Source organism: Colwellia sp. TT2012 (assembly GCF_001440345.1).
Taxonomy (GTDB): Bacteria; Pseudomonadota; Gammaproteobacteria; order Enterobacterales; family Alteromonadaceae; genus Colwellia.
Window position 1 is genome coordinate 286,290 of record NZ_LJYX01000017.1, and the last position, 15,517, is coordinate 301,806.

Sequence of the window (15,517 nt, forward strand, 5' to 3'; positions counted from 1 at the left end):
GACTTATGACTTATACCCCCTTAAATATTACCGGCCTGGCAATTTTATTAATGCTGTCAACCTTGACATTATACTTATTTCCACACCCTATTATCCTAATTATTATCGGGCTAGCTCCCTTTGTCTTGTGGGGCATGGTCAACTTCTCTTTTGCGATTGTCTTAGCTTTTATTATTTTTTCATTTTTTCGAATTCATGAAGTTTTTCCTATTTTAGAACCGTTGAAACTACCCTTACTATTGGCATTGTCAGCGATATTTATCATTTTTTTACGAGCCAGCATCATGCAGAACCTTCATGCTTATTGGTGCCCTCAATTTACCTATTTAATACTCTTTTCTTTGTTGGTAACTATTGCTGTCCCCTTTGCCAGTAATGTCGCTGTGGCAACAAAGGCATGGACAGGGGTTTACAGCAAAATTATATTAATTACCTTTATTATTGCTTGGATGATGCGTAAGGAGAGTCACTTTATTAGCGCAAGCCGTGTCTTTATCTTTGCTGGTGCTGTTGTTGGACTTGTTGCCCTATATAACAAATTCAACGGTATCGGCTTAGTGGAGGGAACGCGGGTCACTATTGGCCGAGATATAGGGTCTTTACTGGGCGATCCAAATGATTTAGCCCTGGTGCTTTTGTATCCTATGGCCTTCGCTATAGCCACTTTTTTAGAGAAATCATTATCTAAATTTGAACGGTTATTTAGCTTTACTACTTTTTGCATTTTACTCTATGCCCTATTAGCGACGCAAAGTCGTGGCGGCTTACTGGGCTTTTTAGCGGTAATAAGTCTATTTGCCTATAAGCGCATACGTTCGAAAGTATTATTATTTTCCGGGGGCGCAATGGCCCTAGCTGTTTTATTTACCGTCGCAAAGATCAGTGAAAGAGCATCAGGTGGAGCTGCTGAAGCCGGGATAGACGAGTCGGCCATGGGACGACTCTACGCCTGGGAAGCGGCATGGAATATGGCGCTGGATAATCCGGTTCTAGGAGTAGGCATTAATAATTTTTATTACAACTATTTTTTTTATAGCAGCCATTGGGACGGTTTAAACCATGCCGTTCATTCTACTTGGTTTGGTGTACTGGCCGAGTCTGGCTTTGTTGGGCTAATACTATTTGTTACTTTAATTGTCAGCACTTTACTCATGTCTTTAAAAATGTTGAAAACAATCAAGGTTGAAGAGCATACTCCTGGCATACGCGTAGCACTCAATGCTGCTCCTGCTGGTATTATTGGCTTTATCGTTTCTGGTACCTTCTTAACTCAAGGCTTTATCTGGCCAATATATTTACAAGTTGCTTTAGTCATCGCTTTAAATCGTTATCTGCAGTCGATGAGTGGCAGCCGAACGACCTGAAGAGGCAGAGTTCAACTGAAATTAGCTTGGCAATAGCTGTGATGTTCAACACATCTGAGGAAATAAACATGACAGATTTTAGTAGACAAAATAACAGGGTAAATAGCCGAATTTTATACGTTCACTATGGTGAAAACTGGCTCAGAGGCAGTGAAATTGTCCTGTTAGATTTACTTAAAGCAGCGAAACAGCATCACTATTCACCCGTATTGTGGTGCAATAGTGAGGTGTTAGCAAAGCAGGCGACAAAACTAGGTATTGAGGTAATTATTGATAACTTCGTTTGCCTTGGTTATTGGACCACACCAAGGTGGAACTTCCATCAGTATTTTAAATTACTTTTTAAAGCGAAAAAGTTATTGCAGCACTATAAAATTTCGTTGGTACACTGCAATAATGGTGCACCTTGCCAATGGATGGTACCTGTTTGCAAATTTATGGCTATGCCCTTACTCCTGCATTTACATGCTAGGTATATGTATAGAGACAGGCTAACGTTATTATTTCACGGGGCCGATAGCATCATAGGTGTTAGCCAATCAGTCATTGACATATTTAAGTATAATGAGTTTAACAGCCAACCAGTGGCAGTTATCTATAATGGCATTAACCCACAGCGAATATTAAGCCCCTGCCCGAGGAATATTAGAGCTGAGTTATCGGCAAAAGATACTGACTTTGTCATATTATACCTAGGCTCATTAATTCCTAGAAAATCAGTAGAGCAATTACTGTATGCACTAGCTAAATTAAAAAAACACTACCAAGTAAAACTTGCCATTGTTGGCTCTGGCAGTGAAGCAGCCAAGTTAACTCATTTAGTTACTCAGTTAAATTTAACTCATAACGTTAAATTCTTTTCAGCTAGCGATAAGGTCGCTGAAATATACTCAAGCAATGCCGATTGTTTTATTTCAGTGCCGTTGGAAGAGGTTTTTGGCCTAACGCTGGCCGAAGCAAGTCTTGCTAAACTGCCCATCATCACCAGTAATATCCCTGGCATTGATGAAATATATACCGACCAGGAAAATGCGCTATTAGTCTCACCCAACAATACTGAGGAGCTCGTTAACGCAATAAAGTCCTTAATTGACAGGCCACTTTTAAGAAAGAATCTCGCTAGCAATGCACAAAAACATATAATAAAAACGTTCTCTTTAAAGCAACAGTTCATTGCCTTCAATCTTGTTTATCAATCTTTGTTACAGCGTGACAGCAAGCACAGTATGACAAAACTTATATTTTTACACACTAAGACCTTGCTAATAGCATTTTTAACTAAAGGCTATACCCACATACTGTTAAAGCTTTCATCGGGGAAGAGTCATGATTAAACGCGTGTTAATTTATGATCCTGTGCCTTTTAAGGGGGGCTCTAAAATAGTGATGAAAACAATAATCGCTGAATTACCTAGCAATATTGAGGTATGGGTTATTTCCAATGACAGCGACTCTTGGTGCGATGGTTGCTGCGCTAATGTGCACTTCGTTCCGTTGTTTTCTCCTCTTTACCTGCAGAATAAAACCACTGGCATGCTTTACTTTCTAAAGCACTTTGTTTATTTGTTTTCTTTAATCGCCAAGATGATGAAACTGAAAAGATTTAGCAAAATAATCGGCTTTTCCGGGCCAAACGTTGATTTTTCACTATATCTGCTCACTGAGATAATTAACATAGATATTATTCAACTTATTCAAGGTGATATTGCTAACTCTAAAGTTGCTGGTTTTGGTTTAACGCGAGCAAAACAGGTGTTTTACTTACCATCCACTTATGCCTCCATTTTACAGGCCTTAAAATGCCATAGTAATAAGGAAAATATAGCGAACAATAAGTATATCCCTTTTGTGAATGGTATTAACTGCTCAACCATCAAAGTAAAGGCTACTAATAATAAAAGTAGCGATAAAATTGGCTTTTTATGGGCTGCCTCTTTATTAAAATGGAAGCATATAGAGCTTTTTATCGCGGCTATAACCAAGCTAAATAGTAGCTATGAAGATGTTAATAAATATTTTGCCAGCGTTTGCTATATTAAGCCAAAAAATGACAGCTATTTAGATATAGCTGACTTTGCTAAGGTTGATAATATTCACTGGTATGCGGACCCTAACAATTTAAATGAAATTAGAGCAAACTCATCGGTATTTATCTCTACTGCTGAACATGAGCCTTTTGGCCTATCAATTTTAGAATCCATGGCTGCTGGACTAGCCATCGTAATTCCCGCTGATAATGCTTATTGGGATCAACAGCTAACAAATAACTACGATTGCCTAAAATATAGTCCTAATAACATGGAAAGTTTAGTGCAAGTGTTAACCCGACTAATAAATGATCCCACTTTATTATTGAACATTGCTCAGCAAGCTAAGCTTAGGGTCCAACACTATTCCCATCGTAGTTGTTATGCACACATTCTCAAAAGCATTCGCAATTAACAAAATAGCCTTGTCAAAGTGCAAAAAGACAATATGTCCCAATATATTACTTTGATTTTATTGAATATATTCATTGGCATAATAAATGCTGAGTAATCAATAGTAGGATAACAATGTAAAGAGGTATTTGTTATGTGTGGCATTATTGGGGCAGTAGCAGACTCAGCAATAAAACCAGTATTAGAGGGTTTAAGTCGGCTTGAATATCGCGGTTATGACTCTTCTGGTATTTCAATTTTAGCCGATAACGAAATTAAAACACGAAAAGTACAGGGTAAACTTAATCAGTTAAAACGTTTACTATCAGAACAGCCTTTAGAGGGTAAATGTTGTATCGGTCATACCCGTTGGGCTACACACGGAAAAGCCACGGTAAGCAACGCCCATCCACATCAATGTGGGCGAGTGGCTGTTGTCCATAATGGCATCATTGAAAACCACTTACACTTAAAAGAAAAGTTACTGCAATGGGGCCACCATTTTAACAGTTCAACCGACAGTGAAGTGATTCCCCACTTAATAAATCATTATTTATCGCAACACCTGTCTGAAGAAGATGCCATAGAGAAAGCCATTTTACAATTAAAAGGCAGTTATGCCTTGGGTGTACTAATCAATGGTGACAGTAATAACATTTATGCCATCAAGCAAGGCAGCCCCTTAGTTATCTCACAGGGGATTAACGGCGCTTATCTGGCATCAGACGCCATGGCTTTAGGGCCGGATAGCAGTAAAATCTATTATCCTAAAGACAATGAATTAATCAAGCTAACGAGTCACGGCATCAAGCTTTGCAACCCAAGCGCCAATAGAAAAATCCATTATGTAAACAATAGCTATTGCTCAAAGATAGTATCCAAAGGTGAACATAGCTCCTTTATGGAAAAGGAAATTTTTGAACAAGTTGATCTACTTAATAGCTGGTCAGTAGATCGTCACGCCACCGACTATTCAACGATAAATTTTAACGACTTCAATAAAATTACTATCATTGCCTGTGGCTCTTCATATTACGCAGCCTCGGTGGCAAAATTTTGGTTTGAAAAGTACGCTAATATTTTAGTTGAAGTCGATATAGCCTCTGAATATCGCTATCGTTCGCCGGTAATGACCCATAAAGAGTTAGCCATTTTTGTTTCTCAATCGGGAGAAACAGCAGACACCTTAGCGGCATTAAAGTATGCCAAAGCGAATAAAGTACAAACATTAGCGTTAGTCAACGTCGCGAATAGTAGCATAGCGAGAGAAGCCCATTTTACCTTTGAAATTTATGCCGGTCCAGAAATTGGCGTAGCCTCAACCAAGGCTTTTACTTGTCAGTTAGCCATATTTTATAAAATGTGTCTTGAAGCAGCACAACAAAGAGCCTTTATAAAGTTAGATGAGTTAAAACAATTACAACAAAACTTTCTCCAACTACCTTACTTAATTGAAAAAATTTTACAACGCTGTACAGAAATAAAATTACTGGCGATAAAACTCAGCAGATACTCAAATATACTATTTATCGGTCGCGGTATACAAACGCCCATAGTACATGAAGGAGCGTTAAAACTGAAAGAAATTAGTTATATTCATGCCGAAGCTTACGCGGCAGGGGAATTAAAGCATGGACCAATAGCCTTGCTTGATGAGCAAATGCCTGTGGTCGTCATAGCACCTAAGGACAGTTTGACCGATAAATTACTGTCAAACATTCAAGAGGTACAAGCTCGTAACGCGCCATTATTTATTATTGGCGATGCTTCTATCAGGGATTATATCAACTTAAAAGAAGATGAATTTTTTGAGTTACCCCCAGCGCCAGAGTCCATACAGCCCATTATCACTGTTATCCCAATGCAATTGCTCGCATTATACTGTGCTCAAACGCTAGGAAAAAATGTTGACCAACCCAGAAATTTAGCTAAATCGGTGACAGTAGAATGATTACTTTTAACATTAACCACGCAAAACAGTGGGCTAAAACGAGTGATAGTGTCTCAGCTCAATTGATAAAAAAACTTTGGTTCACCATCAAGGCCATAGAAATGCCAAACATTCCCGTTATATTTAAGCTGCTTTATATCATTCATATAGTTTTAAAGCAGATTATAGCGGATGTACTACGCATTTTTTATTACACACCTTTATTTAAATCTAGGCTAAAAAACCAGCCTAAACAGCTTTATCTGTATGGTGGTTTACCCGTTGTTATCGGCAGTCTAGACATAATTATGGGCGACAAAGTCAGGTTAGCGGCTATGACCACAATAAGTGGTCGAGCCGTTGGTAATACTATCCCGCTATTAGTTATTGGCGATAATGTTGGTATTGCCTGGCGGACCTCAATATCCGTGGGCAATAAAATAACCCTTGGTAATAACGTCCGAATTGCTGGTGATTGCTACTTAGCGGGTTATCCTGGTCACCCTATTAATGCTAAGTTACGGGCGCTAGGCAAACCAGACCATGAATCGCAAGTAGGCGATATTACTTTACAAGATGATGTCTGGTTAGCCACCGGGGTAAAAGTGATGCCCGGCGTGACTATAGGCCGCGGTACCATAGTAGCTGCAGGCAGTGTGGTCACCAAAGATTTGCCCAGTTTTGTCCTCGCTGCGGGTGTACCAGCAAAAGTTATAAAGTCAATTGAGGCGGATAATCATGATTAATTCAACGTCTTTAGTATCTGCCGATAAAAATAGACCTATTGTGGTTTTTGGTGAAGATTGGGGTGCACATCCCAGCTCTACTCAACATTTAATTAAGGTACTTGGACAAACTCGATCCATTATATGGTTTAATTCTATTGGCTTAAGAAAGCCAAAATTTACTCGGCATGACTTGTTGAGACTTTATAATAAAGTGAAATCTTTTTTATTGGCTCAAAACAAGCCTGATGAAGTCAATGTGCACAATAGTAGTCATTTCGTTATTATTAATCCTTTGGTGATCCCTTGTGCAGATAGCTGGCTTGCTTTGAAAGTGAGTAAATATATTTTACAGTATCAATACCGCATAGCTTGCAAAAAATTAGCTATTAGCAATCCTATTATTTGGACATCGTTACCCACTTCGGTCGACTATTTAGAACTATTTGGCAATGCTCCTTGTGTGTATTATTGTGGGGATGACTTTAGTAGTCTTGCCGGGGTAGATCACGGATTTGTGGCAAAAAAAGAGCTTGAGTTAATTGAAAAATCAAACTACATTTTTACCGCCAGTGAAAAGCTGCAAGAGAAATTTCCTCGTGATAAAGTAGTCAATATTCCTCATGGGGTAAACTTTTCACTCTTTAGTGAGCAGGTTAATATTACCCCGAGTGATTTACCAAAAGGTAAGCCTATAGCCGGATTTTATGGCAGTATTTCAACCTGGTTAGATCAAAATTTATTAGTGCAAACGATCACAGCACTACCCCATTGGAGTTTTGTTTTTATTGGCGAGCTAAGCTGTAATGTAGATAAATTAAAGCACTTTCCTAATGTATATTTTCTTGGGGAAAAACCCCATACAGAATTACCTAAGTATATTCAAAATTGGAATGTTGCCATCTTACCTTTTGTAAACAATAAGCAAATTCAAATGTGTAACCCGTTAAAGTTAAGAGAGTATATAGCTAGCGGCACCCCCATTGTCACCACTGATTTTAATGCTTTAAATGGTTATCGAAAGTATCTGCAAATATCGAGTTCGGTGAAGCCATTTTATCAGGCGATACTGCTAGCAAATGCTGAGATAACTCCAGTAGTTAACTTTGATAAGCTAGAGGATATAAATGACCTACTTGCCCTGACTCAAGTAAAACAATGTCGAAAGGCATGCGTAAAAGATGAATCTTGGGAGAATAGAGCAAGGGATGTGCAACGTTACCTAGTAATGTGCTAGGAAAGCTACAAACGTTGAATTTGTATTGACTACCAGTCTGCATAAATATGCGGCCACTATGGTTTGCTAAAATCAACAGTAACGAGTTTACCAACACCGGTTGCGCTCAATGCCAATAGCTAGTACTGGTCAATTTATCGGTAGGTGCACAGAAAAACAACTGCCCTTACCTATTTCGGACTTGACCATAATTTTACCATCATGTTGTTCAATGATTTGATGGCTAATGGACAAACCTAAACCAGTTCCCTCTCCAACAGGTTTACTGGTGTAAAAAGGAGTAAATATTTGTGCTATGTTATCGGCGTCTATACCCATGCCAGTGTCTTCAATTTCAATAATAATACTGCTCTCCTCAACAAAACTCCTGACATAGATATCGCCTTTATCCGTTATAGCTTGGCCCGCATTAATCAATAAGTTCATAAATACTTGATTTAATTTTCCCGGAAAAACACGTATGGCTGGCAAAGGCTGTAAGTCGACATGTACCTGACAACAGTATTTAAGTTCATTGTGAACCATATTTAAGGTAGCCCTTAACCCTTCATTGACATCGATCAGTACTTTTTCTGAATGATCAACACGCGCAAAAGTCTTTAAGCTTTTTACTATTTCGGTCACTCTATCTACGCCAGAAATACTACTCTTGATTAAAGGCGGTGAGTCCTTAAAAAGAAATTCAAGCTCATATTTCTTTGCTAATCTCTTATGGTTTTCTTTTTCTTCGTCACTAGCAAGCGTTTCGTTAAATTCATGGTAGTATTTTTCAATATCACTAAAATAATCGGCTAATACCTCTAAATTACTGCGAATAAAACCAATGGGGTTGTTAATTTCATGAGCAACACCTGCGGCTAGTACACCAATGCTGGCCATTTTTTCAGAGTGAACCAATTGTGATTCACTCTGTTTTAATTCCTCATTGGTATTTGAAATTTTTTCATAACTTTGCCTTAACGCGCGCTCACGTTTGGCTACTTTTTCACTCATATGATTAAACTGTTTAAATAAATCGGCAAATTCCTTGAACCTTAGATCTTCTTGCAAGGCTTGCGGCTCATTGCCTTGTTCAAGGCTTGACGTTAACTGAGAAAGGGCCAGTATAGGTTTAACAAAATAGCGATAACCATAGAAATAAGCCAAGAGTGTCGTCAATACAATGGCAACAATAATAAGGCTGGCTAGCTGAATAACTAATTTTGACAAGGCTTCATTTCGATAGGATTCATCGATAGTAAAGGCAAAGCTCACTCCAGCATCTTGCCATTGCATCACTTGCTTAGTGCCAATGACTTGCTTGCCAAAAGTCGCAATAGTTTGCCCAGCCTGCACCACTTCAATCATTAAACCATCAAGTAATTCAACATCACCTTGCCTAGCGTGAATAGCTTTTAACGGTATATTGGCTAACAAAACACCTTCAACATGCTGATTATAAACAACAGGATAAGCTAAACACCAAAAGTATTGCCCATCAATATTTAAGATTTTAATAGAGCTAGAAACGTCGCCACTCAGGATACTTTTAAGCCAGGGGTATTCTCTATAATTAATACCAGATTGCGAGGTGGAATATAAAGTACTACCTTCAAAGTCGAGTAAGGTTTCATCATATTTTTGACCTAATAATGTTAACCCTGCCATGTAATCTTGTATCTTGCCAAGGTTACTTTTTGGTTGCATCAATGCTTGTATAAACAGCGAAGCACGAGCTTGCTCTTCTAATAAAATTAAATGATGATTAATAAACACTCGGTAATTATTACTTAATGTATTAATTTCTCTATGGGCTATTTTTTCATATTCAGTGTTCACTGATTCAACCACATGATTGACCACTAAGCTGGTAATTATTACCGCTAAAGCTAAGCAACTTATAAAGACAAATCGTGCTAAAGCAAAAGATACACCAGTCTTAACCATTTATTTCACCCAATATTTTCATTATTATTAGTTTCATCAATATAATTTTCACTATGCCGATTAGGTGTTATTTACTAGTTAAGTAAGACAATTTCATCTTTATGGTTAAATTTCCCCATAGAGTAATCGTCAATAGTTAGTGCTTCATGAGCATTAAAGTGTTGCTTATTATAAGGGGAAAATGGTCGCTGATAGTTTTTCAACAGTCCTAGCACCGGCTTGGCTAAATGCTCTAAGGCATGATGAATCAGTATTTTATCTTTATCTTTATCCCCAGTTAATTTAACTTGCTTGATGGCAGATATGACAATTTTAGTCAGATCATAAGCGTGAATAAAGCCTGTTTGTGCCTTAATGTCCCCTTTGTGCTTTAGCTCCTTATTTGACTTAATGGCTAACGCTAACACGTTTTTAGCAAACATTGATAAATCTTCATTTAGAAATGAAAAATTGGTTTGGATAAACTGTAAATCTATTTTTCCCCGCTGACTAGCGGACACTTTTTCAGTAAAATCCCCGCCAGTTATCCCCCAATGGCTCCTAATAGGTAAACGAATGTTTTGTGGTAATTCAACCATGGCATGAGTGAAGGTAGCGCCTTCAGCAGAGTTACCCACAAAAAATATTACATCAGCACCACTGGCTTTAATATCTCGAAGTAAGACTTTGGCATGATTTTTCCCTGTGCCCCAATTAAACCAAGACAAACCCACAGGTGTTATCGATGCTTCATTAAGGGCTTGTGTCATTGTTTTTTCATTTGAGCGACCCCAACCGGTGTCCTCCAATAATAAGTAAGGTTTACGAAAACCTTGCTCAATGGCTTTTTTGCTAATAAAGCTACCGGCATTACTGTCATCAATCGACAAGCGAAATATCCAGTTTTGCGCTGAGCTGCTGCGAGTGATTGGCCCAGCGGCTGCCCAGGGATCTAAAAGAAGAATTTTATTTTCATTAATGAAGTCTTTATTCGCTAAGAGGGGCGGCGAATGGAGACCAGAAAACACCATTAATGCTTGTTTATCTAGCAAAAAATCTTCTAAATTACGTCTACTTCTTAATGAGTTAGCCCGGTGATCTTTAGTAATAACATCAAAATGAATTCCCTGAAGTTGATAATCAACCTCAGCCAATGCAGTATTGATACCTTGCTGTATAGCTAAACTCGAAGCTCTAGCACCACTAAAATCAGCATCAAGATAAATAGTATATTTTTGCTGAGCATGAACCTCTGCTGTATAAGTAGTGAGTAAGATAAGGCAGGAAAAATATAAAGATGAAAATACATATTTACTAAAAAACATCACGTATCCTTTTATTAATTAATGACATACTTGTCTTATTCATTATAGTGAAGTTATCACTTTAACAGATTAATAATGCTGTTTAGTAAAATATACGGCTAAAAATATAAAGATAGCACCATGCCAGTGCTATTGACCACTTACTAAATATTTTAGCTTATATCCATGCAGATTTAAAACCAAATTTTTAGATTAAAAACTTTATGGTGGTGCAACAAAAGACATTTATAATAATAAGAAGAAGGTGAAACGTATGATTAAAAATTAGATCAAGAAGAAAATGAATAGTACTAACCTATAATATTTTCATTATAACTAGCAAGAAGATATGACTAAAATGGTACCCGGAGCCGGACTTGAACCGGCACGCTTTTCGGCGAGGGATTTTAAATCCCTTGTGTCTACCAATTCCACCACCCGGGCATTGTATCTTTCGATAAGGGAGTATTTTTATAGTAGGTTGGTACCTACTCTTTATAAATTTATTTATCATATTTTGTAAAAAAACATGACTGACACTGTCATAAACTTATAAAAATTTGGAGCGGCTAACGAGACTCGAACTCGTGACATTCACGTTGGCAACGTGATGCTCTACCAGCTGAGCTACAGCCGCTTCATTAGAGCTTTACTTTTACAGGTTTTCTGGAGCGGCTAACGAGACTACTCTCATCAACATAAGTCGTGGCATTCACTTCGCTTTTGGCAACGTGATGCTCTACCAGCTGACACCAGCCGCTTCATTAGAGCTTTACTTTTACTACTTAATCTTTTAAAAAATGGTACCCGGAGCCGGACTTGAACCGGCACGCTTTTCGGCGAGGGATTTTAAATCCCTTGTGTCTACCAATTCCACCACCCGGGCATAGTTATCTAAAAGATAAAGGGAGTTTTTTATAGTAGGTTGGTACCTACTCTTTATAAATTTATTTATCATATTTGGTAAAAAACATGACTGACAACTGTCATAAACTTATAAAAATTTGGAGCGGCTAACGAGACTCGAACTCGTGACATTCACGTTGGCAACGTGATGCTCTACCAGCTGAGCTACAGCCGCTTCATTAGAGCTTTACTTTTACAGGTTTTCTGGAGCGGCTAACGAGACTACTCTCATCAACATAAGTCGTGGCATTCACTTCGCTTTTGGCAACGTGATGCTCTACCAGCTGACACCAGCCGCTTCATTAGAGCTTTACTTTTACTTATACTAGGTAAAACTTCTTTCAGCGTTACAGCTAAAATTGGAGCGGCTAACGAGACTCGAACTCGTGACATTCACGTTGGCAACGTGATGCTCTACCAGCTGAGCTACAGCCGCTTCATGAGAGCTTTACTTTTTACTTCCCAACTATCGTTGATGATATGGTACCCGGAGCCGGACTTGAACCGGCACGCTTTTCGGCGAGGGATTTTAAATCCCTTGTGTCTACCAATTCCACCACCCGGGCAAAATGGAGGCGGATACCAGAATCGAACTGGTGTACACGGATTTGCAATCCGCTGCATAACCACTCTGCCAACCCGCCATTTTGTCAACGATGTATCCATGATATCATTATCAATGGATTTTGCTTTTCAACTTAAATTGGAGCGGCTAACGAGACTCGAACTCGTGACATTCACGTTGGCAACGTGATGCTCTACCAGCTGAGCTACAGCCGCTTCATTTAAAAATCAATAATTACAAATTCCAGTAAAAGAAATGACAAGAGAATGTAACATCAACTTAGCCAACTTCACTTTACTTGCTGACTCCCTGTCAACGAAAACGCATTCTACATCTAAATATTTTCCAGTCAACTATTAAATTAACTTTTTATCCTAACTGCTTAAAAAGCGAGTTGTTTGTTCCATTTTTAACTAAATGGCTTATTAATCGTCCCCTTAGTTATAAACGAGTCTTTGAAAAAAGTTTATTGCTGCTTTAACTCAGGCCAAGCTGCTTTAAAGTAACTTACCCAGGTAGTAACCGTTAGCACGGTAGCAATAAAATAAAAACCATAAGAAAGGTAATTAATGACTTCATGAGGCAAGGAAAATAATATTAACGGAATATCATAATCAGGTTGCCAAATGAGCCCCATAATACCAAGCATTTGCGCGGCAGTTTTATATTTACCCATATTAGAGACGGCAATAACATCACGCTTTCCTATAGAAGACATAAACTCACGCAAGGCGCTAATAAAGACTTCTCGCGCTATCATAATAATCGCCGCAACAGAAACCAGCCATGAGCTGTAGTCTTGAGCAATCATCACCAAGGCAACAACGACCATTAGTTTATCGGCTACTGGGTCTAAAAATGCGCCAAACGCAGAAGATTGGTTGAGCTTACGAGCAAGATAGCCATCTAAGATGTCACTAACCGCAGCTAACCAAAAAACAGCAAATGCGCCAAAGTGGCTCCACGAAAGTGGTAAATAGAAAATTATCAAGAAAATAGGGATCAATATGATCCGAAATAAGGTTATTTGGTTAGGTATTGTCCACATTTACTTTTCACTACAAGTATTTTTCTCTAGTTTACACAAGTTGCTATAGCAGTGCTACGGCTGAATATGACAAGTTAAGGTAAAAGCAGGGGTTAAAGGCTTACTTAGCAAAAGCTCATTTGATTTTTCGAGGGGGGAAATAAATATGGTGCTATGATTTATTACTTTTCATGTAAAGCATCATGGATTTTATCTGCTAATACATGGCTTATGCCGGGTACTTTCGCTAAAGCGGTAACATCAGCTTGTATGACTTCTTGTAAACCACCCAAAAATTTTAATAAGCTTTGCCGCTTTTTCGCGCCTATACCTTCAATTGACTCTAAACGAGACTTTTTACTGACCTTTTGCCTTTTTGCTCTGTGCCCTGTTATAGCAAAACGGTGTGATTCATCGCGAATATGTTGCACCAGATGTAAAGCGGGTGATGTCGCGGGTAAGGAAAGTAGCTGATGGCTACCTGCCAAAATTAAGGTTTCTAAGCCCGGTTTACGTGACTCCCCTTTCGCAACACCCACAAGTAGTGGCGTTCTAGTTAATGCCAGCTGACTAAAAAACTCTTCGGCTTTAGCCAATTGGCCTTTTCCACCATCAATAAAGACAATATCAGGCAATTTTTCTAAAGCATTATGCTCGATCTGGTTGCTCGGGTTCGCTTTTAATTTGCCATAGCGCTTGTTTAAAGCAAAGGCCATGGCAGCATAATCATCGCCAGGTGTGATGCCATGCACATTATATCTGCGATAATCAGTTTTGAGTGGACCATCTTGGTTAAAGACCACATTTGAGGCTACTGTTTGTTGGCCCATGGTATGACTAATATCAAAACATTCAATACGATGAATACCATTTTCCAACTCAAATACTTCATTTAACGCCACAAAACGTGCTTGCATAGACTCTTTATGACTAGTTTGAGTAACAAGGGCCGTTTGTGCATTAGTACTCGCTAACTTTAAATATTGAGCTCGTTCACTGCGGGTATTTGTTGATATTTTAACATCATACTCTGCTTGTTCACTCAGTAGTGCTGCTAACTCGGCTACCTGTTCAATTGATTCTTTGATGACTATCTCTTTGGGAATATTACCTTGGATTTTGCCATGACTTTGTGAATCATTTGTTAAGTAATGCTGAGCAATAAATGCCTGTAATATGTCACTGTCACTACTTTCATTTGGCACTGTAGGGAAATAGCTTTTACTGCCTAATATTTTATGTTGTCTAATAAAGAGTAAATGTATGCACACTTGTGATTTATCACGATATAAGCCGACAACATCAAGCTCGGCGATATGACCGCTGACATGTTGTTGTTGCTGAACTTTACGTAATGTTGCTATTTGATCGCGATATTTTGCTGCAAGCTCAAAGTGTAACTCATTACTGGCTAATTCCATTTTTGTCACTAACTGTTCAATCACAGCAGAGCTTTTCCCCTGTAGAAAAAGCTTGGCTAAATTCACTTGCACTTGATAATCATCAACCGATATTTTATTAACGCAGGGGGCTGAGCAGCGGCCTAACTGGTATTGTAAACAGGGTCTTGACCGTGCTCGATAATAGCTATCTTCACATTGTCTAATAGGAAATATTTTTTGCATTAAGCGTAAGCTTTCCCAAACGGCGCCAACCGTCGGGAATGGGCCAAAATATTCACCTTTTACTTTTTTACCACCACGGTGTAGGCCTAGCTTAGGGTGCTTATGATCGGTAATAAGTAAATAAGGGTATGACTTATCATCCCGTAATAAAATATTGTATTTAGGTTGATACTTTTTGATATAGTTATTTTCAAGTATCAGCGCCTCACCTTCGGTATGGGTAACGGTGACTTCAATGGCGGCAATTTGCTGCACTAATACTTGTGTTTTAACTGAGCCAACATCTTTGCGAAAATAACTTGTTAGACGCTTTTTAAGCTGTTTGGCTTTACCGACATAAATAATCACTTGCTGACTATTATACATTCGATAGACACCCGCTTGTTCGGTCACTACACGCAAAAAAGCCTCACTATCAAAAGTTGAGGCTGCTGGGTTTTGACCTAGTGGTTTACTGGCTAATTTTTCGGTATTCTTTGGCGACATTAAGTTTAAGCTTCTTAAGGATA

The 15,517-nt window shown here is 38.5% G+C and carries 10 protein-coding genes and 8 tRNA genes; 6 read left to right on the top strand and 12 right to left on the bottom strand.

The genetic code is table 11. The features are described from left to right. The first annotated feature begins 5 nt into the window (after positions 1–5). The 6 genes from ASU03_RS10920 to ASU03_RS10945 all read left to right on the top strand — a co-directional run bounded on the left by ASU03_RS10920 (position 6) and on the right by ASU03_RS10945 (position 7,676). Positions 6–1,364, top strand: coding sequence for an O-antigen ligase family protein (locus tag ASU03_RS10920; RefSeq protein WP_057831850.1), 1,359 nt, complete (start codon positions 6–8; stop codon positions 1,362–1,364). A 68-nt stretch (positions 1,365–1,432) separates the two neighbouring features. Then, positions 1,433–2,698 carry a glycosyltransferase family 4 protein gene (locus tag ASU03_RS10925; protein ID WP_057831851.1) on the top strand — a complete coding sequence of 422 codons (1,266 nt, stop codon included), beginning with the start codon at positions 1,433–1,435 and terminating at the stop codon, positions 2,696–2,698. Continuing rightward, the gene (locus ASU03_RS10930; RefSeq protein WP_057831852.1) at positions 2,691–3,806 is read left to right on the top strand and encodes a glycosyltransferase family 4 protein; all 1,116 of its coding nucleotides are present in this window, start codon (positions 2,691–2,693) and stop codon (positions 3,804–3,806) included. The genes ASU03_RS10925 and ASU03_RS10930 overlap by 8 nt, the downstream gene beginning before the upstream one ends. Before the next feature lie 132 nt (positions 3,807–3,938). Next, on the top strand, positions 3,939–5,735 hold the full coding sequence (gene glmS, locus ASU03_RS10935; protein WP_057831853.1) for a glutamine--fructose-6-phosphate transaminase (isomerizing): 1,797 nt from the start codon (positions 3,939–3,941) through the stop codon (positions 5,733–5,735). Continuing rightward, entirely contained in the window at positions 5,732–6,460 is a 729-nt protein-coding gene (locus tag ASU03_RS21780; protein ID WP_057831854.1) for an acyltransferase, read from the top strand. The genes glmS and ASU03_RS21780 overlap by 4 nt, the downstream gene beginning before the upstream one ends. After that, positions 6,453–7,676: a glycosyltransferase gene (locus tag ASU03_RS10945; protein WP_057831855.1), complete on the top strand. Its 1,224-nt coding sequence runs from the start codon at positions 6,453–6,455 to the stop codon at positions 7,674–7,676. The genes ASU03_RS21780 and ASU03_RS10945 overlap by 8 nt, the downstream gene beginning before the upstream one ends. A gap of 129 nt (positions 7,677–7,805) precedes the next feature. Here ASU03_RS10945 and ASU03_RS10950 read toward each other — a convergent pair whose 3' ends face one another. The 12 genes from ASU03_RS10950 to uvrC form a co-directional block, all read right to left on the bottom strand. Next, a complete protein-coding gene (locus ASU03_RS10950; protein WP_057831856.1) occupies positions 7,806–9,602 on the bottom strand; it encodes a sensor histidine kinase in 1,797 nt (598 codons plus the stop codon). Positions 9,603–9,676: 74 nt separating this feature from the next. After that, complete coding sequence (locus ASU03_RS10955) at positions 9,677–10,906, bottom strand: ABC transporter substrate-binding protein (RefSeq protein WP_057831857.1); 1,230 nt, start codon at positions 10,904–10,906, stop codon at positions 9,677–9,679. Positions 10,907–11,244: 338 nt separating this feature from the next. Beyond that, positions 11,245–11,329, bottom strand: a tRNA-Leu gene (locus ASU03_RS10960). Positions 11,330–11,446: 117 nt separating this feature from the next. Further along, positions 11,447–11,522, bottom strand: a tRNA-Gly gene (locus ASU03_RS10965). 164 nt (positions 11,523–11,686) lie between these two features. Next, a tRNA-Leu gene (locus ASU03_RS10970) sits at positions 11,687–11,771 on the bottom strand. Between the two features lie 119 nt (positions 11,772–11,890). Further along, positions 11,891–11,966, bottom strand: a tRNA-Gly gene (locus ASU03_RS10975). 185 nt (positions 11,967–12,151) lie between these two features. Next, positions 12,152–12,227 (bottom strand) — tRNA-Gly (locus tag ASU03_RS10980). A gap of 45 nt (positions 12,228–12,272) precedes the next feature. Then, positions 12,273–12,357, bottom strand: a tRNA-Leu gene (locus ASU03_RS10985). 4 nt (positions 12,358–12,361) lie between these two features. Then, positions 12,362–12,435, bottom strand: a tRNA-Cys gene (locus tag ASU03_RS10990). Positions 12,436–12,495: 60 nt separating this feature from the next. After that, positions 12,496–12,571, bottom strand: a tRNA-Gly gene (locus tag ASU03_RS10995). A gap of 251 nt (positions 12,572–12,822) precedes the next feature. Further along, positions 12,823–13,404: a CDP-diacylglycerol--glycerol-3-phosphate 3-phosphatidyltransferase gene (gene pgsA, locus ASU03_RS11000; RefSeq protein WP_057180462.1), complete on the bottom strand. Its 582-nt coding sequence runs from the start codon at positions 13,402–13,404 to the stop codon at positions 12,823–12,825. A gap of 161 nt (positions 13,405–13,565) precedes the next feature. Continuing rightward, a complete protein-coding gene (uvrC, locus tag ASU03_RS11005) occupies positions 13,566–15,494 on the bottom strand; it encodes an excinuclease ABC subunit UvrC (RefSeq protein WP_057831858.1) in 1,929 nt (642 codons plus the stop codon). Positions 15,495–15,517: the final 23 nt, after the last annotated feature.